This is a genomic window from Paenibacillus sp. FSL R5-0623, from assembly GCF_037974265.1.
Lineage (GTDB): Bacteria > Bacillota > Bacilli > Paenibacillales > Paenibacillaceae > Paenibacillus.
This window is the reverse complement of the sequence record NZ_CP150233.1, coordinates 5826047-5845716: the sequence shown is the minus strand read 5'-3', so window position 1 is coordinate 5845716 and position 19670 is coordinate 5826047. Positions and strand designations below refer to the sequence as shown.

22 protein-coding genes are annotated in these 19670 nt (G+C 44.9%); 14 read left to right on the top strand and 8 right to left on the bottom strand.

Annotated elements, in window-relative coordinates; genetic code table 11:
* Nucleotides 1–43: 43 nt before the first annotated feature.
* Entirely contained in the window at nucleotides 44–232 is a 189-nt protein-coding gene (locus tag MKY92_RS25790) for a hypothetical protein (RefSeq protein WP_017692261.1), read from the bottom strand.
* Nucleotides 233–484: 252 nt separating this feature from the next.
* Here MKY92_RS25790 and MKY92_RS25785 point away from each other — a divergent pair, with 252 nt between their 5' ends.
* The gene (locus MKY92_RS25785) at nucleotides 485–1372 is read left to right on the top strand and encodes a cation diffusion facilitator family transporter (protein WP_339298127.1); all 888 of its coding nucleotides are present in this window, start codon (nucleotides 485–487) and stop codon (nucleotides 1370–1372) included.
* A gap of 91 nt (nucleotides 1373–1463) precedes the next feature.
* Here the strand turns inward: MKY92_RS25785 and MKY92_RS25780 are convergent, their stop codons facing one another.
* Together MKY92_RS25780 and MKY92_RS25775 are read right to left on the bottom strand one after the other, a co-directional pair.
* On the bottom strand, nucleotides 1464–1982 hold the full coding sequence (locus MKY92_RS25780) for a hypothetical protein (protein ID WP_339179422.1): 519 nt from the start codon (nucleotides 1980–1982) through the stop codon (nucleotides 1464–1466).
* Between the two features lie 372 nt (nucleotides 1983–2354).
* Nucleotides 2355–2519, bottom strand: coding sequence for a DUF1328 domain-containing protein (locus MKY92_RS25775; protein ID WP_017692264.1), 165 nt, complete (start codon nucleotides 2517–2519; stop codon nucleotides 2355–2357).
* 220 nt (nucleotides 2520–2739) lie between these two features.
* Here MKY92_RS25775 and MKY92_RS25770 point away from each other — a divergent pair, with 220 nt between their 5' ends.
* The 11 genes from MKY92_RS25770 (at nucleotide 2740) to MKY92_RS25720 (ending at nucleotide 15192) form a co-directional block, all read left to right on the top strand.
* Nucleotides 2740–3249 carry a DUF948 domain-containing protein gene (locus MKY92_RS25770; RefSeq protein WP_339298126.1) on the top strand — a complete coding sequence of 170 codons (510 nt, stop codon included), beginning with the start codon at nucleotides 2740–2742 and terminating at the stop codon, nucleotides 3247–3249.
* A 68-nt stretch (nucleotides 3250–3317) separates the two neighbouring features.
* Complete coding sequence (locus MKY92_RS25765; RefSeq protein WP_339298125.1) at nucleotides 3318–3851, top strand: hypothetical protein; 534 nt, start codon at nucleotides 3318–3320, stop codon at nucleotides 3849–3851.
* Between the two features lie 94 nt (nucleotides 3852–3945).
* Complete coding sequence (locus MKY92_RS25760) at nucleotides 3946–4290, top strand: general stress protein (RefSeq protein ID WP_076212661.1); 345 nt, start codon at nucleotides 3946–3948, stop codon at nucleotides 4288–4290.
* Between the two features lie 533 nt (nucleotides 4291–4823).
* The gene (locus MKY92_RS25755; RefSeq protein ID WP_339298124.1) at nucleotides 4824–5993 is read left to right on the top strand and encodes a fused response regulator/phosphatase; all 1170 of its coding nucleotides are present in this window, start codon (nucleotides 4824–4826) and stop codon (nucleotides 5991–5993) included.
* Complete coding sequence (locus tag MKY92_RS25750) at nucleotides 5990–9715, top strand: response regulator (RefSeq protein WP_339298123.1); 3726 nt, start codon at nucleotides 5990–5992, stop codon at nucleotides 9713–9715. Before MKY92_RS25755 ends, MKY92_RS25750 begins: the two co-directional genes overlap by 4 nt.
* An 86-nt stretch (nucleotides 9716–9801) precedes the next feature.
* On the top strand, nucleotides 9802–10674 hold the full coding sequence (locus MKY92_RS25745; protein WP_074096446.1) for a protein-glutamate O-methyltransferase CheR: 873 nt from the start codon (nucleotides 9802–9804) through the stop codon (nucleotides 10672–10674).
* Between the two features lie 16 nt (nucleotides 10675–10690).
* Complete coding sequence (locus tag MKY92_RS25740) at nucleotides 10691–12367, top strand: response regulator (protein WP_339298122.1); 1677 nt, start codon at nucleotides 10691–10693, stop codon at nucleotides 12365–12367.
* Nucleotides 12368–12453: 86 nt separating this feature from the next.
* Complete coding sequence (locus tag MKY92_RS25735) at nucleotides 12454–12792, top strand: STAS domain-containing protein (RefSeq protein WP_036606989.1); 339 nt, start codon at nucleotides 12454–12456, stop codon at nucleotides 12790–12792.
* Nucleotides 12793–12810: 18 nt separating this feature from the next.
* Nucleotides 12811–13263: an anti-sigma B factor RsbW gene (rsbW, locus tag MKY92_RS25730; protein WP_076212654.1), complete on the top strand. Its 453-nt coding sequence runs from the start codon at nucleotides 12811–12813 to the stop codon at nucleotides 13261–13263.
* A complete protein-coding gene (locus MKY92_RS25725; RefSeq protein ID WP_047841571.1) occupies nucleotides 13260–14033 on the top strand; it encodes a sigma-70 family RNA polymerase sigma factor in 774 nt (257 codons plus the stop codon). The genes rsbW and MKY92_RS25725 overlap by 4 nt, the downstream gene beginning before the upstream one ends.
* A 118-nt stretch (nucleotides 14034–14151) precedes the next feature.
* On the top strand, nucleotides 14152–15192 hold the full coding sequence (locus MKY92_RS25720; protein ID WP_339298121.1) for a magnesium transporter CorA family protein: 1041 nt from the start codon (nucleotides 14152–14154) through the stop codon (nucleotides 15190–15192).
* A 17-nt stretch (nucleotides 15193–15209) separates the two neighbouring features.
* Here the strand turns inward: MKY92_RS25720 and MKY92_RS25715 are convergent, their stop codons facing one another.
* The 4 genes from MKY92_RS25715 to MKY92_RS25700 all read right to left on the bottom strand — a co-directional run bounded on the left by MKY92_RS25715 (nucleotide 15210) and on the right by MKY92_RS25700 (nucleotide 17224).
* Nucleotides 15210–15575: a DUF5665 domain-containing protein gene (locus MKY92_RS25715; RefSeq protein ID WP_237178247.1), complete on the bottom strand. Its 366-nt coding sequence runs from the start codon at nucleotides 15573–15575 to the stop codon at nucleotides 15210–15212.
* 83 nt (nucleotides 15576–15658) lie between these two features.
* Nucleotides 15659–16066, bottom strand: coding sequence for a YtxH domain-containing protein (locus MKY92_RS25710; RefSeq protein WP_339298120.1), 408 nt, complete (start codon nucleotides 16064–16066; stop codon nucleotides 15659–15661).
* A gap of 64 nt (nucleotides 16067–16130) precedes the next feature.
* On the bottom strand, nucleotides 16131–16388 hold the full coding sequence (locus MKY92_RS25705) for a GlsB/YeaQ/YmgE family stress response membrane protein (protein WP_145325797.1): 258 nt from the start codon (nucleotides 16386–16388) through the stop codon (nucleotides 16131–16133).
* A gap of 134 nt (nucleotides 16389–16522) precedes the next feature.
* Entirely contained in the window at nucleotides 16523–17224 is a 702-nt protein-coding gene (locus MKY92_RS25700; protein WP_339298119.1) for a phosphatase PAP2 family protein, read from the bottom strand.
* Nucleotides 17225–17401: 177 nt separating this feature from the next.
* On the opposite strand from MKY92_RS25700, the gene MKY92_RS25695 reads away from it, so the two are divergent.
* Together MKY92_RS25695 and MKY92_RS25690 are read left to right on the top strand one after the other, a co-directional pair.
* On the top strand, nucleotides 17402–18421 hold the full coding sequence (locus tag MKY92_RS25695; protein ID WP_339298118.1) for an asparaginase: 1020 nt from the start codon (nucleotides 17402–17404) through the stop codon (nucleotides 18419–18421).
* Nucleotides 18422–18559: 138 nt separating this feature from the next.
* Complete coding sequence (locus tag MKY92_RS25690) at nucleotides 18560–19285, top strand: pirin family protein (protein ID WP_036607001.1); 726 nt, start codon at nucleotides 18560–18562, stop codon at nucleotides 19283–19285.
* A 96-nt stretch (nucleotides 19286–19381) separates the two neighbouring features.
* Here MKY92_RS25690 and MKY92_RS25685 read toward each other — a convergent pair whose 3' ends face one another.
* Nucleotides 19382–19606: a DUF1128 domain-containing protein gene (locus tag MKY92_RS25685; RefSeq protein ID WP_017692283.1), complete on the bottom strand. Its 225-nt coding sequence runs from the start codon at nucleotides 19604–19606 to the stop codon at nucleotides 19382–19384.
* Nucleotides 19607–19670 lie beyond the last annotated feature (64 nt).

Below are 19670 nucleotides of genomic sequence, written 5' to 3'. Positions count from 1 at the left end.
GGTTCTTTTTGTTATGCACTGTGTATCTTTACGACTCTAAGTCCTAAGATCCACCAGTACGGCGACGTTGGTTGTTAGGCTTCTTGTTGTTTTGACTCTTCATCGCTTTAGGTCCGCCTTCAAAGTAGGCGCTGGATTGGTTACCAGAATTTGCTTGTTCTTTCTTTTGCGCCAGTTTTTGGCGTATAGCATCCTGCAAACTGACCTTTTTCGGTTCGTTATTTTCGCTCATCGTTATTTCCCTCCCGGTCTTACAGTGAGCCGTCCAGATTGGACGGGATGTACCTATTTTATACGTTTTATAAAAGCCCCACAAGGGCAACCTGATAAAATGCTCAAATCCATTGGTTTTACCGAGGCCAACTTTGTTTCGGCTTGCCTACAGCAATGCAGCCTGGCAACACTGTTTCTGTAGACCCACACGCTCCGCATTTGTTAACATGGAAAAACTGTAATACGAAACGTTAAAGGGGTGTCGCCCGGTTTGAACGCTTATGAAGAAATTCGAAAAGGGGAGCGAGGGGCTTGGGTTAGTATTGCAGCCTATCTCGTCTTGTCCGCCTTTAAGCTGATCTGTGGATATTTATTTGCTTCCAGCGCCTTGCTGGCCGATGGTTTTAATAACCTTACGGATATTGTGGCATCCGTTGCTGTATTGATTGGGCTTCGGATCTCCCAGAAACCACCTGATTCCGATCATGCCTATGGTCATTTCAGAGCGGAGACGGTTGCTGCCTTGGTGGCTTCATTTATTATGGCTATGGTTGGGTTGCAAGTATTGGTTGAAGCCGTTCGCTCCTGGTATGAAGGAGCCTTTGTTGCTCCAAATCTGTGGGCGGCAGCGGTGGCTGTAGTCTGTACAGTGGTGATGTTAGGTGTATATCGTTACAATAACCGTCTGGCTAAACAAATTAATAGTCAGGCTCTGATGGCTGCGGCGAAAGATAATCGATCGGATGCCTGGGTCAGCATAGGTGCTGCAATTGGAATTATAGGTGCGCAGTTTGGACTTCCATGGCTGGATAAAGTAGCTGCCATTGCTGTAGGTCTGTTGATCTGCAAGACGGCTTGGGAGATTTTCCGGGATTCTACACATCGTCTTACGGATGGATTTGACCAGAAGGAACTGACGGATCTCAGATCCTCCGTAGCACGCGTTCCTGGTGTTGAGATGATCAAGGATGTGAAGGCACGTGTGCATGGCAGTCATGTACTTGTGGATGTAGTCATTGAAGTGGACGGAGGTCTGAGCTTGATTGAAGGACATCAGATCTGTGATCGTGTTGAAGAGCGGTTGAAGCGATCGCATAACATCATGCATGTACATGTTCATGTGGAGCCAAAGACGGAAGAAGTCACAAGCAACTCATGAACAGGGAGTGAACATCTTGGAAAATCAAAAGAGGACAGCCGCGTTTGTGCGCGCTGTCCTCTTTACTTATCATTAGAACGATTATACGATGTTACTGAATGGCAACGTGGATCCACGCTTTGCCTTTCCACGTGTATACTTGTACCCACTCGCCGCCATCGAATCCATCAACCACTTCACCTGTTGTATCGATGACTTGGGAACCTAATGCACCGATTGGTTTACCGTTAGGTGCATCATAGAACCAAGTGCGCTCCAGAAGGTTCAGCAACATCGTTGGTGCCAGTACTTCATCGCCTGGTTTTACGAGTGGCTCTTCAAACATTTTGTCATCCGTAGTTGTAGCTGGCGTTTCAGTTGTAGTTGAAGTACCTTCTGCACCTGTAGTGTCTGTTGTTGTACCTGTTACAGTCTCAGCAGTACCTTCTACTGTTTCTACAGCAGGTTTGTTCACTTCAACAGCTGGAGTTGTTGTGGTCGTTGTCGTTGTTGTAGCTTCTGTTCCTTTTTCCGGATTCACCGTTCCAGTAACCGCTTCCTCAGCACCCGCAGCAGCAGCCATCGAACCCATCAACGTTAAAGCAGCGGCAAAACTTACGATTTTTTTCATTTTGTTTTTCCTCCTCGGTAGGTATGTAAAATGTTGTCCTGATTACAAGTAACCAAGCAAGCACCCTTATGAATCACAAATTATAACAATATTTTCTTGCATTCTCCAGTGTCAACTGGCTCATATGTGGGTATATAGCAAGCCTGTTAATATCATACTTCGGTGGGATAAAACCGGGTTGGCTATCTCAAAAAGGTCCTGATTTTTTGTGATTCATACGAGAGCGGATTGGAATAAAGCAGAAGGGAGTGCAATACATAGTATAGAAAAGTTGAACTATGCCTGAACGCACAAAAGCCAATCGGCTTGGTAGCACGATCGGCTTTTGTATGTATTCGTTTAGTAAACACTCAGTCATATCAGAACCTGAGGTTATCGCATTCGGCTGCGTCCCGTAATCAGGGAGATTACGAACAGTACAACAAAGATGAAGAAGAGTACTTTCGCGATTGAAGCAGCTGCTTCAACGATACCAAAGAATCCAAAAATACCAGCTACCAGTGCAATAATTAGAAATAATACAGACCATTTCAACATAAGTATTCATCCTTTCGTATACTTGATTGTGGAGTGAGTTGTGTTCACCTCACCGCCTTGTGTAGTCTAACTTTAACCGAGTGCTAACCGCTTGAAACATTGGTTTTTTTTCCAAGCGAAGGCATATATGAAGGGATATATAATATTGTTTCGTCCGGGAAATCGCCGGGTAACTATAGCAATAACAAACTGATGCACATATGGAAAGAGAGGTTCTTCTATGATCTATCAAATTAGCGTGGCCCTGATTGCAGTGGCATTTGCAGTACTGGTATTCTTTTTAATTCGTACCTTGAAATCCGCTCAAAGTTCTTTGGACAATGTCTCACAGACATTGCAGGAGGTACAGAAAACCATTGATGAACTTAGTTATGAAGTGAAGCAGACAGTAAGACACGCCAATGATATTACGGTGGATGTACAGCACAAAATGAAAAAAATTGATCCTGTTATGGAATCTGTTGAGAATCTGGGTGAAGTGTTGAATGAAGTGACGGCAGCAGCCAAACAAGTCTCCACAACGCTGATGGCGAAATTTCAAACCAAACGTAACAACGCTGAACAGACCAAGCATGCTGAATCGGTTCATGTAACTGCACCTCCTGCTACATCAACGGATCGTACCTTGCAATCCTATGAAGCTACATATAATGGTGAAGCTAAGGGCGGGAAAAACTGGATGAAGTATATTGATCTTGCAGCGAATGTATGGCAACGGATGCGCAAGTAACATGACCGCTTTGTAACCCATGAAGAAGCCTTCAGAGCGGTGATGAACCTGATGAAAGGGTGAGAATCATGATGAAACTACTGCTTGTGATGTTTAGCGTAATTTCTCCCTTTTCCGTTCAGCCGGCAGCGGTACCCGCTGCTCACGATATGCAATGGACGGCAATGGAAGAGAAGGCGTCAGAGGTAACTCTGGCTGTTGATCGATCCGAGACTTTCCAGCATTTTCGGACTCTGAATGGCATTTCTCTGGATGACACTATGGATGATTTGTTGGCCAAGAAGGGCCAGCCCGGGCATAAACAGGAAGATCCTTATCTGGGGTGTCCTGAATATCACTTTCATGATGTGAAGGTTGGCTTGTGTGAAGATACGGATGTTATTCAATATGTGCATATCGATGCATCTGAGAATCACATCATGTTAAACGGAAAGATAATTGAGATGAATATTGAAGCGATCCATCATGCTCTCGGGAAACCTTATTATGTGGCAGAGGACGGAGAAGTGTTTCTCCGTGGAGACCAGGCTCTGAAGGTATATATGAAGTCAGGATCTCAGCAGATTGAAGGCATTGATCTTTTTGATGATACAGTTTCCTAGGATTGGTTATTACCGAATCGTTTCAACCCCATATAGTATGGTTATATACTAAGTAGCGCGATACAGAAGATTAAATCAGAGGAGAGTGGAAACGATGAATTCAACCAATGAGCAAGCTTATGCAAAAGTGGTAGAAAACGGAGTCCAGGCGGTAGAAGCGGTGAAAGAATTGCAGATTACCGGATACCTTCCTGATCAAATCTTTGTTCTCGCCCATGAGAAGGATCGTACAGATCGAATTGCTGATACAGCAGATGCCAAAGAAATTGGTATTAAGGAAGAAGGCGTATTTGATTCCTTGGCGAATCTGTTCCGCTCACGTGGTGATGAACTCCGGGCCAAAATTGTTTCGATGGGCTTTACCGAAGCGGAAGCGGACTTCTACGAGAGTGAACTCGACAAAGGTAAAGTACTCGTTATTGCTAAAAAGAAAGATTAACCCGATATACTTGCAAGTTGAAGTTTGCTGAACATGGACAAGCTTCTAAATCATTTATGTAAAATGCTTAATCAAAAACATAGATAAGGAATGGGGAAAGCCCCATTCCTTATCTATGTTTTTGCAAGTTTGGAAGCGGGATCAGGACGCTGCAAAAACAGGGTAACGAGCGAGGGATTTCCCCTGCGATGGTGCTATTTACTGATAAAGGATGTTCATAAAGTCCGCTTTTGATTACGAAGGATGCCTATCGGCATCATCAGCATCGAATATGGAATTCAGCCGAAATGTCCGTTGCTCACGTAGTTTTCCCTACACTCCGCTACTCCATTTCTAGCTTTATCCCATCTTCTCGGTACTGAAAACCGGTCTTTTTGAACACGTATTGATAGAGTTTTGTTGTTTTTACGATTATAGTTATACTAGGAATTATTATGTCTACTGCCGTTTTGTATGCAAAATTTGTATAATCAACGTTCGTATTAACCTAATAAGAATCGACAAACCCGGACGCCACAGATAAGGAGATATCAATGAGAATACTTATTGTTGACGACAATCCGACGAATGTCATTATCATTCGAGAAATTCTGAAAAAAGAAAACTATCGTGACATTGTAACGGCGAGTTCCGCCATGGAAATGTTTGAAGTGTTGGGAATTGGGGAGGAAAACAACGAACTTCGTCCAAAATCGTCGGATATTGACCTGATTTTGCTAGATATGATGATGCCCGAGATGGACGGTATCGAAGCCTGCAGTATTGTGCAGAAATTTGAGAATCTGAAGGATATACCGATTATTATGGTGACTGCCATCGGAGACTCCAAGAAACTTGCCGAAGCATTGGATGCAGGTGCATCCGACTATGTGACCAAACCGATTAATAAAGTCGAACTGATGGCCAGAATTCGACTCGCACTTCGTTTGAAACAGGAGAAGGATTGGCATAAAGAGCGTGATCAACGTATACAGGATGAGCTTAAGTTGGCAGCGATGGTCCAAAATGCTGTATTAAGTCCGGCAATTAGGGACCCGTTGTTCCAAGTGCATGCCATCTATAAACCATCCTTTGAGCTTGCGGGTGATCTCTATTCTTGGTACCCCCTTGGGGAAGGCCGTTACGGAGTACTGCTGCTCGACATGATGGGACACGGGATATCTTCATCCCTGTTTACCATGTTTATTGCGTCTGTGTTGAAAGATACGGTTACCACTTATGTGGATCCAGAGAAGGTCATTCAGGAGTTGAACCGTCGTTTTAACCAGCTCCATCTGGAAAAACAATTGGTGCAGTATTATTTCACGGCCATTTATCTGGTCGTTGATACACGGATGAAGCGCATTGATTATGTTAATGCAGGGCATCCACCTGCTTTATTTTTCCGAAACGACGGCAGTGTCACCACATTTGACAGCGTCTGCTGTCCTGTTGGTTTATTTGACAAGATGGATATTGAACCACAAACGATCCATTACGAGGGTGACGGGCATATTGCACTCTATACGGATGGATTATTGGAAGCTGTTCAGGGCGGGCAGGAGGAACAACATGAATTCCTGATTGAAAAACTGACCGGCTCACATCAGTGGAATGAAGCTGCCATGCAGGCCATGTTTTTTGACGACGAAATTCCCCAGGAGCGGGATGATGATAAATGTCTGGTCTGGATTACTTTGGATAAGGGGGCGGGGGATGAATGAAGATCAGAAATAAACTGCTGATTGGTTTTACCGCTCTGATGGCCATTTTGATTGTGCTCACATTTGTGAGTTATGAACGGCTGAACAGCAGTAATCAACAGATAGATCAGATGTATCAGGAACGTTATCTCAAAGTAAGATTCACTTCTGCTGCACGCGGAGAGGTTAATGATATCGCTAAAGTGCTGGCTAACTTGTTATTGAATCCAAACAACTCGACTGCAGCAGCAGACGCTGACCTGAAGGAGATGAAGGATCGAGGCGATCGCAACCTCGTAGAAGTAAGAAACCGAGCAGACAGTGCACCTGAACATCAACTGGTGGATCGTGTGAATACTGCGTGGACGGCTTATACTTCCTATGCAACGAGACAGATCAGCCTGATGTCCCAAAGCAGGGTAGAAGATGCGAATAACTACCGCAATTCAACAGGACTCGCGGTGCAAAAAGAAGCTGTGGATAGTTTGAATGCTCTTTCCCGTTATCAGGACCAAGAGATTGATGCCGAGATCAAGAACGCTAATGCAGCGTATACGAGAGCCGTACAGATCACGATAAGTATCATGATTGCAGGGTTGTTGCTTGCATTGGGTGTCATTATGTGGGTGCTGCCGAGTATTACACGGGGTCTGAACACTGTATCTATGATGATTACCAGCTTTGGTAAAGGACGTTATCGAACCATTCGGCGCATTCAGGTCAAATCCAAGGATGAGATTGGTCAGATTGCCAGTGTGTTCCAAGATGTATCCAGTGATCTGGAAGAAAAACTGGAAATCGAGAGGGCTTATGTACAGGCTCAGCAGGATCAAAACTGGATGAGTTCGAACATCGCAAGAGTCCCGGAGCTGCTTCGGGGGATTGGCTCTATTCGCCAAATTTCACAGATGTTTATCAGTGAGTTCACACCTGTGCTTGGCGCTCAGTTGGGTGTCGTCTATCTGATCGATGAGGAGAAACATCCCGACGAATTGAGACGTTACGGTGCATACGCATTTGAAGAGAACGAAGATGTTGGTAAAGAAATGTATCGCATCGGTGAAGGCCTGATTGGTCAAGCCGCGCTGGATATGACACCGATTATTCTGGAAAATACGCCTGAAGATTACGTTCATATTGGTTCAGCTTCAGGCTCAACACGTGCTGCGGGTATCATGATCTATCCTGTCGTGTTTGAAGATGAACTGATTGGTGTAGTTGAAGTGGCTTCCTTTGAAGGTTTCAATGAACTTCACAAGCAGTTGTTCACACAACTGATTATGAACCTGGGCGTAATTTTGAACAACGTTCGACGTCGTTTGCGTGTGGAGGAGCTGCTGCGTGAATCCCAGGCACTGACTGAGGAACTGCAGGTTCAATCGGAAGAATTGCAGACACAGCAAGAAGAACTTCGTCGTTCCAATGAGAATCTGGAGGAGCAGACAGAGGCGCTTAAACGATCTGAGGAATTGCTGCAGCGTCAGCAGGAAGAACTGGAGCATTTCAATACGGAACTCATTGCCAAGACGCGGGCGCTTGAAGAGCAGGTTCGTGAAGTCGAAGAGAAGAATGACGAAATTGAGAAAACGAAGACACAGTTGGAACAGCAAGCTACACAGCTGTCGATGACAAGTAAGTACAAGTCCGAATTTTTAGCGAATATGTCACATGAACTCCGTACACCATTGAACAGTCTGCTCATTTTGTCCCAGTTATTGTCGGAGAACAAGGGTGGAAATCTGACTGACAAACAGCAGGAATATGCGCAAACCATCTACATGTCGGGCGCGGATCTGCTGAAGATGATTGATGAGATTTTGGATCTGTCCAAGGTGGACGCAGGCAAGATGGATATCAATTATGAGACAGTTCGAATGGAAGAATTGACCAGCTTTGTTCAACAGAACTTTGGACCGATGGCGAATAAAAAGGAACTGAACTTGAATATCGATTTCGACAGCGATCTACCCGAATGGGTGTACACCGACAGTCATCGCGTGAAACAGATTTTACGGAATTTGTTGTCGAACGCATTTAAGTTTACCAATCGAGGTTCGGTTAGTCTGATTGGACGACGGATGAAACCGGAAGAGCTGCCGGGTTATATGAACACCAATCAGGAATATCTCGGATTCAGTGTGAAAGATACGGGCATTGGCATTCCATCGGACAAGACGGATCTGATCTTTGAAGCGTTCCAGCAAGTAGACGGGACCACAAGTCGGAAATACGGTGGAACTGGCCTGGGATTGTCCATTAGCAGGGAACTGGCACGTTTGCTTGGTGGCGCAATCCAGGTGGAATCATCCGAAGGGGAAGGTAGCTGCTTCACCTTGTACCTGCCGGATAATCATGAAGAGGAAGCCTTGGCAGAGGAAGGTGCTTCAAGAGAAGCGGCTGTTTCCTCAGAGGATCTTTATGAACAGTCCATCGAAGCACGGACCATGTTTTCAAGTCATCAGTCCATTCTCTCTCCTGATCCGGAGCGTAGCGTGGGTACAGATCTGTCTCCTACCCATACTCCAGATGTCACGCAGATCGAAGATGATCGGGAGAATATCATGGAGAGTGACAAAATCCTCCTCATCATCGAGGATGATGTGAACTTTGCACATATTTTGATGGATATGGCGAGAGGAAGAGGCTTCAAAGCACTTGTTGCCCTGCAAGGGGATAAAGGACTTGAAATGGCACGTCAATATCTGCCGGATGCCATTATCCTGGATATTCAATTGCCGGTGATGGATGGTTGGACCATTCTGGGCGAGCTGAAGAGCAGTTCGGCAACACGCCACATTCCGGTTCATGTGATTTCAGTCATTGATGATATGAAGCAAGGTCTGATGATGGGCGCCATTGCGTATCTGAAAAAACCTTCGAGCAAGGATTCACTGGATAAAGCATTCTCGCATATCAAATCATATACCGAGAATCAATTGAAACGACTGTTGATCGTCGAAGATGATGAAATTCAGCGTAAAGCCATTATTGAATTGATTGGTCATGATGATGTTGCAATCACCGCTGTATCGACAGGTAGTGAGGCTTTGAATGAATTACACAGCCAGCGTTATGACTGTATGGTACTTGATCTGATGTTAACGGATATGACCGGGTTTGAGTTGCTTGACCAGATTCGCGATGATGAATATCTGAACGATCTGCCGATTATAATTTATACAGGCAAAGAACTGGATTCCAAGGAAGAAATGAAGCTGCGCAAATATGCGGAATCCATCATTATCAAAGATGTGAAGTCACCGGAACGTTTGCTGGATGAAACTACATTGTTCCTGCATCGGGTAGAAGCCAATTTGCCGGAAGATAAGCGTCGAATCTTGCAGAAACTACACAACAAGGAAACGTTGTTTGAAGGCAAGAAAATATTGCTTGTAGATGACGATATTCGTAATGTATTTGCCCTTTCAAGTGTTCTTGAAGGCTATCGGATGGATGTGACGTTTGCTGAGAACGGACGAGAGGCTTTGGAGATTTTGGACAAAAATTCGGAGTTTGATCTGGTACTGATGGATATGATGATGCCAGAGATGGACGGTTATGAAGCGATGACACGAATCAGACAGATCCCGCAGTTTGAAAAGTTGCCGATTATTGCGCTTACGGCCAAAGCCATGAAAGAGGATCGCGGCAAATGTATTGAGGCCGGAGCATCTGATTATGTGAAAAAACCGATCCAGACAGATCAATTGTTATCCTTAATGCGCGTATGGCTGTATTCGTAAGTTCATTATTCGTATGTTCATTGTTTGGGTAATGAAAGACAATACAACGAATACGTAAGTAACAAATGAAGAAGTGGAGAGAACTTATGACACCGTGGGAACCTACCGAGACGGGGGCAGATTTGGTCCGTATGCCGCAAGATGAAGAGCGCGAGCTGATCGAGATTGAGTTGCTGTTGGAAGGCATGCACCGTTTATATGGATATGATTTTAGAAACTATGCACTGCCCTCCCTGAAACGAAGAATCTGGCATCATGCACATGCTGAAGGTGTTAAGAGCATATCCGGCTTACAGGAACGTGTTCTTCATGACCGTTCCGCGTTTGACCGTTTTGTACAGAACTTATCCATCCCTGTAACGGAAATGTTTCGAGATCCTTCGCTTTTCCGAATGTTTCGGGAACAGATTATTCCTATCCTGAGAACCTACCCGTATATCCGAATATGGCATGCGGGATGCTCTACGGGCGAGGAAGTTTATTCCATGGCCATCATGTTGCATGAGGAAGGACTGTATGACAAGGCAAGAATCTACGCAACGGATATGAATGACCGCTCTTTGCAACAGGCCAAAGAAGGCGTATACGGTATTGAAAAAATGAAACTATTTACTACAAATTATTTGGAGGCAGGGGGTACCAGAGCCTTCTCCGAGTACTATACAGCGAAATACAATTCGGTGATATTTCATCCTTTTCTACGGAAGAACATCATTTTCGCCGAGCACAACCTGGCAACGGATCGGTCATTTAACGAGTTTAATGTTATCTTTTGCCGTAATGTCATGATTTATTTTAATGATGAACTGCGGAACCATGTGCATGGGCTGTTTCATGAGAGCTTGAGCCACTTTGGTATTCTGGTTCTGGGGTCGAAAGAATCGATACATTTTACAGAGTTCAGTGATACCTATGAGCCGTTAGACCGGACCGAAAAAATATACCGGAAGATCAAATAGGGGGTTAGGGTTAGCCATGGGGCTCAATGAACCAATCCACATATTATTGGTAGATGACCGCCCTGAGAACTTGCTTGCTCTTGAAGCAGTTCTGGAATCGGAACAATATAAACTCGTTAAGGCAACTTCTGGAGAAGAGGCACTCCGCTGTCTGCTAAAAGACGAATTTGCGGTTATCGTTCTCGATGTGCAGATGCCTGGAATGGACGGAATTGAGACAGCAAAGTTAATTAAGGCACGGGACAAGTCCAAGGATGTGCCGATTATATTCATCTCTGCCAATAGCAGAGAAGCGGAGCACTTGTTTGCCGGATATTCAGCCGGGGCCATTGATTACATGGTTAAACCATTTATTCCTCAGATTTTGAAATCCAAAATCGAGGGCTTTGTGGAGATGTTTATCACCAATAAACGTTTGAAGACACAGACCATGCTTCTTCACCAGAAGACACAGGAACTGGAGAAAATGAACCAACAACTCATTCAGGCCAAGGAAGAAGCAGAAATTGCAGCCAATGCAAAGACCGAGTTCCTGGCAATGATGAGTCATGAGATTCGTACACCGATGAACGGAGTTATCGGCATGGTTGATCTGCTGATGGAAACGGAACTGAGGGAAGATCAGAAGGAATATGCAGATATCGTTCGTCGCAGCGCAGATGCACTTGTCACGGTCATCAACGACATTCTTGATTTTACCAAGATGGAATCCGGCAAAATGGAACTTGAAGAGCATCCTTTTGAAATTGTCTCCTGTATTCGGGAAGTGCTGGGATTGTTTGCTGCAGAAGCAGGCAAAAAGAACCTGGAACTGGATTATTTCCTGGAAGATTCTGTCCCTGAATTAATCTATGGAGACATGGCAAGGCTCCGTCAGGTTCTCTTGAATCTTATTGCAAATGCGATCAAATTTACCGATCAGGGTGGAGTGTATCTGATCGTGTCGGTTAAGGAAGAAAAGGATGGACAAATGGCATTGGAGTTTGCCGTTAAAGACACTGGGATAGGTATCGCTTCAGACAAAGTGGATCGCCTGTTCCAGCCGTTTTCCCAGTTGGATACATCCATGACACGTAAATACGGTGGAACTGGCTTAGGACTGGCAATATGCAAGACTCTGGTTGAAATGATGGGTGGACAGATCTACCTGGATACAACAGAGCAACGGGGAGCAACGTTTGTATTCACAATTCAGGCGAAACGTTATGTAGAAACTGAACTGGTCCAGAGGAACGGGGAAGAGAATCCAACGGATGTGAAAAATGAGAATAAATATCCTACGGTATTAATCGTGGATGATCATCCGATTAACCAGAAGTTGATGGCGATTATGCTCGGTAAGCTTGGGTTGCTCTCAGACATTGCTGAAGATGGGCAGAGCGCACTCGATATGGTAAACGGCAGCCGTTATCCCTATGACTATGTGTTTATGGATCTGCAGATGCCTGTTATGGACGGTTTGGAATGTACACGACGGATTCGAGAGAGCCTGTCCCAGTCCAATCAGCCAATCATTATAGCGATGACTGCTAACGTGATGGAAGGTATTCAGCAACGCTGTATTGCTGCCGGCATGGATGATTATATTAGTAAACCGGTAAAAATGGGCAATGTAAAACAAAAAATAGCCCAGTTTCAGAAACAACGACAAATGTTAGACCCAGGTCCCTCAGCCATGAATCAGGCCAATTGAAACATTTACCAAACTCCTTTCTGTTTCACTTGTGCTGAAGTTGGGTTATTAGGTAAGGAAACCATTGATCAGGAGAGAGATGTCTAATGAATACAAATAAAAATGAAAAATTCAATGCAAGAACTGAAACTCAGGACGGCGTGTGCACGGTGTATCTGACTGGCGAACTGGATTTGTCGGTTGCTCCTGACTTCCGCTTGGTGATGGAGCCGCTCGTGGATAACAAGGAACAGGATCTTGTGATTAACATGAAAGAATTGAAGTATATCGATAGTACAGGGATTGGTATCCTGTTATCTGTTCTGAAGGCAAGACATGGAATGGAAGCTCGCTTTGAAGTACAGGAAGTTCCTGCGCAGATTCAGAAACTTTTTGACATGACGGGCATCGCCAAATTCTTTGTCACACAGAAGAATTCCCAATAGGAAAGGATCGAAAAAGGAATGAATGCAGAAGTTCAAAGAGTCACCCTTAATTTACCGGCGACAGCTGATTACGTTGATATTGTAAGACTTAATCTTTATGGGGTAGCATCCAAAATGGGATTTTCTTATGAAGACATTGAGGATATGAAAGTTGCTGTATCCGAGGCCTGTAACAACTCTGTACTGTATGCCTACTCACACGAAGGTGGCATGGTTGAAGTTGTATTCGAAGTGGAAGGCGAAACATTGTCCATTACTGTCAAGGACGAAGGTGCCAGCTTCGAGAACATGAATCCTGCTGTGTCACGTGCTGGTCTTCACGACAAAGAACTGACAGAAGCACAGATTGGCGGACTTGGGTTCTACCTGATGCAAGCCTTGATGGACGATGTCAGTGTGGAAAGTGAGACGGGCAAAGGTACGAAAGTAGTACTCGTAAAACGTCTTGCAAGAAGTGAGGAGAAAGTATGAATGAAAAAGTGACTCCCCCAGAGTCCATGTCTGAAGCTATAGGTTTGATCTGGGAATACCAGCAGACCCAAGATAATGAAATTGCAACAGTTCTCATCCGTAAATATGAACCAATGGTTAAGATGGCAGCAGGTAAAATTGCTCGGAATCGCCCCGATCTATACGAAGACTTGTATCAGACCGGGCAGATGGCTTTGATTCGTTTGCTTAAGCAATACGATATCAACCTAGGTATTCCGTTTGAACCTTATGCCATGAAGAGCATGATCGGTCATATGAAGAACTACTTGCGTGACAAATCCTGGTATATTCAGGTGCCCCGGAGGATTAAGGAAAAGGGAGCCCTTGTGCAACATGCCATTGATGAGTTAACCGTCAAGTTGGAGCGCTCACCCGGTGTGAACGAAATTGCTGAATACCTTGATTTGACTGCAGAAGAGACGATTGAAGTTCTGGCTGGTCGGGAATGTTACCATTATGTATCACTGGATTCTCCTTTATCTCAGGATGATAGTGCAGCAACATTGGGAGAACTGATCAGTGCAGATGTTAATGACTATGATTCGGTCGAAAAACGGATGGACTTGCAACAGGCATTGGGACAATTGAAGGAACAAGAACAGCAGGTACTTATTCTAGCATTCCAGGATGGCCAATCTCAGCGGGCAATTGCCCAGAAGCTTGGTGTTTCACAGATGAGTGTATCTCGGATTCAGAAGCGAGCTACAGAGAAATTGAAACAGATCATGTCTAATGCTTCAATGTTATGAAAAATGGAACCCAAATGTTGTTGAGTACGGCATAGAGAAGGACACGTAATTCCATTGGAATACATACGTGTCCTTTTTGGGATTAAAAAGGTTGTATGCAATAAACATATGTGCAGGAGTGGATATTGTGATTGTGAACCAAATCAAGCTGGAAGCCCGTCGCGACAAGTTATCTTGCTCAGACCATTGGCAATGGTGGGATTGGGTTGCACCTGAAACGGATAGCATGAAAAATGCCTTGGAGGAGCTGGCAGAGTCTTTTCCCGATATGCAGTATTGGCTCGATAAAATTCCGGAAGTGGAGTCGAATTATCTGTCCGTCCGTTTCGTGAATGGTACTGAGCCCGTCATATTTGGCTCCTTGTTGTACGCGATTAAGAATGAAAGAGATGACAAAAGAAAAGATAATCAGATGTTCTTTTATGTCGATCGCACCAACCTGGTTACCTTGAATATGGATGAAAATACAAGAGGTATTATGAAGACAGATGAACGTGCAAATATGTTGCAACAATGTACAGTGGCGAGGGATGGCATGTTCGTACTTTTTCGAGCAATACTGCATTACTATCATGTGGGTATGGATCACTTTGAGATGAACCTGCGTGATCTGGAACGGAAGATGGAGTCTCGTAATGCACGTACCTTGATGGACCAGATTCTCGCTGCCCGATTTGAATTGTTATACTGGAGCAATCTGTTTATCCCGTACTCGGAACTCATGGCCGCTGCCCATGAAGCTTACCTGAGTGAGATGAAAGACAATCGTTTCTTTCTACAGCTTCAATATCGTGTGGAACGTATGGAGCGTCTGTTCAATCATTACGAGAAAGAGATCGATACGTTAATTTCCATTGATAATGCGATCTCAGGAGTTCGTGGGAATGAGATTATGAAGACGCTAACCATAGTTACCGCTGTGTTCATACCTGCCACGGCAGCTGGCGCGATATGGGGGATGAACTTTGAGAACCTGCCCTTTATCGACAAATCATGGGGAGTTGTACTGGTCCTTGTTGTCATTATCTTAAGCATGATCAGCATGTATGTATGGCTGATGATGAAAGGCTGGACAGGAGATCTGCTCAAAGTGAAGTCTTCACAGCCTTCCGCTGAAGAGATCGAGAAAAAAGGAGCAACTGAAACGCGTAGGGGATAGCCTATTGGCTAGTCCTCTTAGTTTTTGTAATCTTCAATGTAACCAAGTAAATCAGCAATGTATTGTCCAACAATCGGCATATTCACGAATTGACTGAGAATGAATGCCAGCAAACCCAGAACAACAAAGGTACCTACAGTTAGGCCGAGTCCTCTTGCCATTCCTGCTGTAAAGTTAGTAATGATCCGCTTCTTGGGGCTGCTGTAATTCTCAATAATATCCTTGATCTGTGCTCTCTCCAGACTGTCTGCAATCTGGTCCAGACGGGTGTTCAATCGTTTTACCTCATGACGCAATTCAAAAGGATGCTCGCTTGTATCATACTGCTGTGTAGGTGTTCCTCCGGTAATTGGAGTATTACCGTTGATTGTTACTTTACTCATATTAATCGTCCTCCTCAACTCGCATTGGATAAAAAATAGCCAGCTGAAGTGCAGCTGGCTATTGGTCCTCGATCTGTATCGCCTTACAGGCTAGTCGAGTTAAGTTCTTTACGTGCATCTTCCTTCGCTTCAACGGAAGCGGCAGCCACTTCATCCGATGCACGGGATGCTTCGTTAGCGACATCAGCTGACGCTTTTCTCACAGAGTCCATGACATCATTGCGGCCTTGATTTACCGTTTTTGCAATATCGGAAGTTTTGGAAGAGACCGTTTTAGCCAGTTCAGTGGCTTTGTCACTTACAACAGTTGCCACTTCTTTGGTGCGGTCAGTAACGATGCCCACTTTCTCGGAAAGGTCACCACGTAATTCACGTCCCGGTTTAGGTGCAAAGAGTAGTGCTGCTGCAGCTCCCAGCAAACCCCCGATGAAAATTCCTTTGGCGAAAGTCGAACCCGTCTGTACAGGATATTGTTCTTCTACTTTATTCATGTCTAATCACTCCTTCTTCAAATTAAAAAACAAATACGAAACACCGAACACCTTGTTGCCCGAATCAGGCAGCCTGTCTTAGCAGTCTGGACACAAGCCCCAGCAAGAAAACAAAGAGCGCTGTACCAATGATGGCAGGAAGAATGGCAAAGTTACCGATAACCGGTCCCCAGTTACCAAGCAAAAGTGCTCCCAGCCAAGCTCCGGCAAATCCGGCAATCATTGCACCGATGATGCCTCCAGGCATATTGTGACCGGCTAGTGCATCTCCGATCAAACCGATGATGACCGCCATCACAATGCTGATAATGATGCCCCACATAACAACCGCCTCCTTTAAACTTGATGTAGGATGTTGTCTGTTCGCGTTTGCTTACTTCGTATATAAACCCCGTGCAACCCTGTGAAACAATAAAGATGAGGATGAATGAACTGGAAATCAGAGGAATTCATTCTTTAGCGGCTTTGTTTAATGCCTTTAACCATGCAGAAGATCCATGCCAATCCAGCAGTAAATCCAGTAAATACATCCGTAGGATAATGAACGCCCAACATGATCCGGCTGATACCAATCAAGAAAATAAAACTGATACCACATAGAACAGGAAGCCACACACCGGAACAGTTATGTCGCTGTCGTTCAATGGCCCAGATTACAAAGAGCATGCCGTAGAAGCCCATGGAGATCATGGCATGTCCGCTGGGAAAGCTGTACCCGTGAACGACCAGCAGATGATCCAGTTCCGGTCTGCTTCGTCTGAAAAATTCCTTCAATAACGTGTTCAGAACCCACATCATGGCAAAACTTCCTGTGAGCGCATATCCATATATAACAAACCTTGGACTGCGTTGTATGAAGAAAAGAAGAGCAAAACCTCCTGCAGCCACAGCAGAGATCTGGAATGAGCCCAGTGCGGTTATGAATGCAGTGTAAGGGAATAGATGAAGACGTGAAACTGAATTCAGATAAAATAATTGCTGAATTTGATCATCCAGACGAATAATAACATCAGCACCCAACCAGGCACCCAGACCTGCCAGGATGAATACGACTGATGCGCTGAGGGCCAGACCAGCCAAACCCCAGTTGAGGAGTGGACGTAATAACGTGCCGGAATTTGAACTGAATGAGGCTGGTGAATACGTTTTGCGCGGCATAATGAGTTTCTCCTTCAGTTATTGTAGTAGATGAACATAGATGATAAAGCTATACCCGAAATGCCTGTCGAAAAAACTGTAAAAACGTCGCTTTTGTACTATACTATTTAAGATATCCCATGCGGCGTCGTGACGCAAAGCAGAGATGAAATCGGGAGCACAAAGGAGAGAACTCGCATGGAGAGTGCCTTGTTAATTAAAGAATACCGTGCAGGCGTTATGGAATGCGCCCACTACGGACACATAAGTATTACGGATGAGTATGGCCGAATCGTATACTCGGCTGGTGACCCTCATTTTAGAGCGTTCACTCGCTCATCTGCCAAACCTTTTCAAGCTATTCCAGGTATTCGGGCAGGAATTGCCAGTCACTATGGCCTATCAGCACAGGAGATTGCCATTATGTCCTCCTCGCATCGTTCGGAACCGGAACACATTCGGGTGCTGGAGCAGTTATCCGGTAAGATCGGATTGGGAGAAGAATGCCTGATCTGTGCACCAAGCTATCCGCTTAATGAAGAAAGCCGTAATCAATGGTTACGTGCACAAGGAGAGAAACGGCGCATCTTGCACAACTGCTCCGGAAAACATCTGGGAATTCTGGGGTACAGTCAGATGAAGCAGGTTGATCTGGGCAGTTACGCTGAACCGGATCATCCAGTACAACGTGAGATTTTTGAAACCTTTGCCGACTTGGCAGGTATTGAGGAAAAAGAGATTGAGCTTGGGACGGATGGCTGCGGCTTTCCGGTATTTTCTTTGCCGTTGTCGGCATTGTCGAATGCTTATCTGAAGCTAGCTTGTCCGGATCTTATTCCTGATCCTTCCACAAGAACAGCTGTAGAGACCATAACATCAGCTATGAATGAACATCCGTTGATGGTAGGTGGCACGGAGCGGGTAGATTCAGTACTCCTGGAAGACGATAATATAGTAGCGAAAGGTGGATTCAAGGGTGTATTCGGATTCGGCCTGAAGAAGGAACGACTGGGAATCACCTTCAAGGTACTTGATGGTTCCGAAGAAGAGTGGGCCATCATTACCCAATCCATTCTGAAACAGATTGGTTATTCCAATGAGCAAACTATTGCACGACTGGCTGAAGTCTTTCCATCGGGCATTCGAAATGATGCGGGTACCCTTGTAGGTCATGCAGATAGTGAGTTCATTCTCCACTCACTTGAAGATAGCGTATAACCTTAAGAAGGGGCGTGATTAGAGTTGCCGGACCCGGGGTAAAGATGCATACCAACTGGTATTCATCTATACAATTCATATACACGCATGGACTGCCGCGGTAATGTGGCAGCTCTAAACCCTTGGAGGTGGATGAACATGATTAAAGTGGTGACATCGGAAGAAAGGCACACGTCGGATCGAGGTTGGATACACAGTGAATTCAGCTTTTCCTTTGCGGATTATGATGATCCAAGCAACGCCCATTTTGGCTGTCTGTTGGCTCATAATGAAAACACGCTGATGCCGCAAGAAGGCTTTAAGAAACATCCACATCATGATCTTGAACTTGTCAGTTATGTCATATCAGGTACACTCAAACATACAGATAGTATGGGAACAGAACAATTGCTTGAACCAGGTACGGTCCAGGTGATGAGTGCGGGTACGGGTGTTGAACACTCCGAGACCAATCCGTCAGCGGATGAACCGGTACGTTTCCTACAGATGTGGTTTTTGCCATCGGAGCGTATGCTGAAACCTTCCTATACGAATCGGAGAATAGAGCCGCAGGAGCATTTGAATCGTCTATGTCCGATTGTATCCGGGCAAGGGGGCGAGGGAAGCGAAGGCGCATTGCCTATTTCCCAGGATGTAACCTGTTACCTGTCCCATTTGGAGTCCGGGAAGAAGTTAATGTACCCGCAACACGAAGATCGACGGACACATCTTTTTCTGATCAGTGGACATGTAGAGATTCATTGTTCGGATGGTAACTTCAACCTCAAGCCAGGGGATGCCGCACGAATTCGCAAAAGCTGTGATCTGCAAATCACGAGCACAGACAGTGAACCTGCCGAATTTGTTTTGGTTGACCTGCCTTAAGGATGGGATGTATTCCGTAAAGGATAGTCTGGAAATATAAACATGTGAAAAAGGACCTGTTCCCACGGTGATGTGGAAAACAGGTCCTTTTTTTGCTTAGGATTTACGAAGATTACCCAGTTCCGAAGCGACAGCTTCCACTTCAGAGATACTGAGATGTTCCTTGCTCAGAATCATTTCATACAGGTCAAACAGATCTTCGTATTTCTCAAGTGGGAATGAAGAAGCTTGCATGGCGGCACCGCTTGCCATACGAAGTTTGGTTTTGATCGCTTCAATCATATATTCCATATTGGCTGCTGTTGCTTGTGTTAAATCCATCGTTAAGTTCATCCCTTCCGTATCGGAAACTCTTGTTATTGTATCATGATTGGAAGCGCTCAGG

What these genes read in the sequence shown, in the direction of transcription:
- MKY92_RS25790 (WP_017692261.1), bottom strand. Translation starts at nt 232, where the DNA reads ATGAGCGAAAATAACGAACCGAAAAAGGTCAGTTTGCAGGATGCTATA.
- MKY92_RS25780 (WP_339179422.1), bottom strand. Translation starts at nt 1,982, where the DNA reads ATGAAAAAAATCGTAAGTTTTGCCGCTGCTTTAACGTTGATGGGTTCG.
- MKY92_RS25775 (WP_017692264.1), bottom strand. Translation starts at nt 2,519, where the DNA reads ATGTTGAAATGGTCTGTATTATTTCTAATTATTGCACTGGTAGCTGGT.
- MKY92_RS25770 (WP_339298126.1), top strand. Translation starts at nt 2,740, where the DNA reads ATGATCTATCAAATTAGCGTGGCCCTGATTGCAGTGGCATTTGCAGTA.
- MKY92_RS25765 (WP_339298125.1), top strand. Translation starts at nt 3,318, where the DNA reads ATGATGAAACTACTGCTTGTGATGTTTAGCGTAATTTCTCCCTTTTCC.
- MKY92_RS25760 (WP_076212661.1), top strand. Translation starts at nt 3,946, where the DNA reads ATGAATTCAACCAATGAGCAAGCTTATGCAAAAGTGGTAGAAAACGGA.
- MKY92_RS25755 (WP_339298124.1), top strand. Translation starts at nt 4,824, where the DNA reads ATGAGAATACTTATTGTTGACGACAATCCGACGAATGTCATTATCATT.
- MKY92_RS25750 (WP_339298123.1), top strand. Translation starts at nt 5,990, where the DNA reads ATGAAGATCAGAAATAAACTGCTGATTGGTTTTACCGCTCTGATGGCC.
- MKY92_RS25745 (WP_074096446.1), top strand. Translation starts at nt 9,802, where the DNA reads ATGACACCGTGGGAACCTACCGAGACGGGGGCAGATTTGGTCCGTATG.
- MKY92_RS25740 (WP_339298122.1), top strand. Translation starts at nt 10,691, where the DNA reads ATGGGGCTCAATGAACCAATCCACATATTATTGGTAGATGACCGCCCT.
- MKY92_RS25735 (WP_036606989.1), top strand. Translation starts at nt 12,454, where the DNA reads ATGAATACAAATAAAAATGAAAAATTCAATGCAAGAACTGAAACTCAG.
- rsbW (WP_076212654.1), top strand. Translation starts at nt 12,811, where the DNA reads ATGAATGCAGAAGTTCAAAGAGTCACCCTTAATTTACCGGCGACAGCT.
- MKY92_RS25725 (WP_047841571.1), top strand. Translation starts at nt 13,260, where the DNA reads ATGAATGAAAAAGTGACTCCCCCAGAGTCCATGTCTGAAGCTATAGGT.
- MKY92_RS25715 (WP_237178247.1), bottom strand. Translation starts at nt 15,575, where the DNA reads ATGAGTAAAGTAACAATCAACGGTAATACTCCAATTACCGGAGGAACA.
- MKY92_RS25710 (WP_339298120.1), bottom strand. Translation starts at nt 16,066, where the DNA reads ATGAATAAAGTAGAAGAACAATATCCTGTACAGACGGGTTCGACTTTC.
- MKY92_RS25705 (WP_145325797.1), bottom strand. Translation starts at nt 16,388, where the DNA reads ATGTGGGGCATCATTATCAGCATTGTGATGGCGGTCATCATCGGTTTG.
- MKY92_RS25700 (WP_339298119.1), bottom strand. Translation starts at nt 17,224, where the DNA reads ATGCCGCGCAAAACGTATTCACCAGCCTCATTCAGTTCAAATTCCGGC.
- MKY92_RS25695 (WP_339298118.1), top strand. Translation starts at nt 17,402, where the DNA reads ATGGAGAGTGCCTTGTTAATTAAAGAATACCGTGCAGGCGTTATGGAA.
- MKY92_RS25690 (WP_036607001.1), top strand. Translation starts at nt 18,560, where the DNA reads ATGATTAAAGTGGTGACATCGGAAGAAAGGCACACGTCGGATCGAGGT.
- MKY92_RS25685 (WP_017692283.1), bottom strand. Translation starts at nt 19,606, where the DNA reads ATGGATTTAACACAAGCAACAGCAGCCAATATGGAATATATGATTGAA.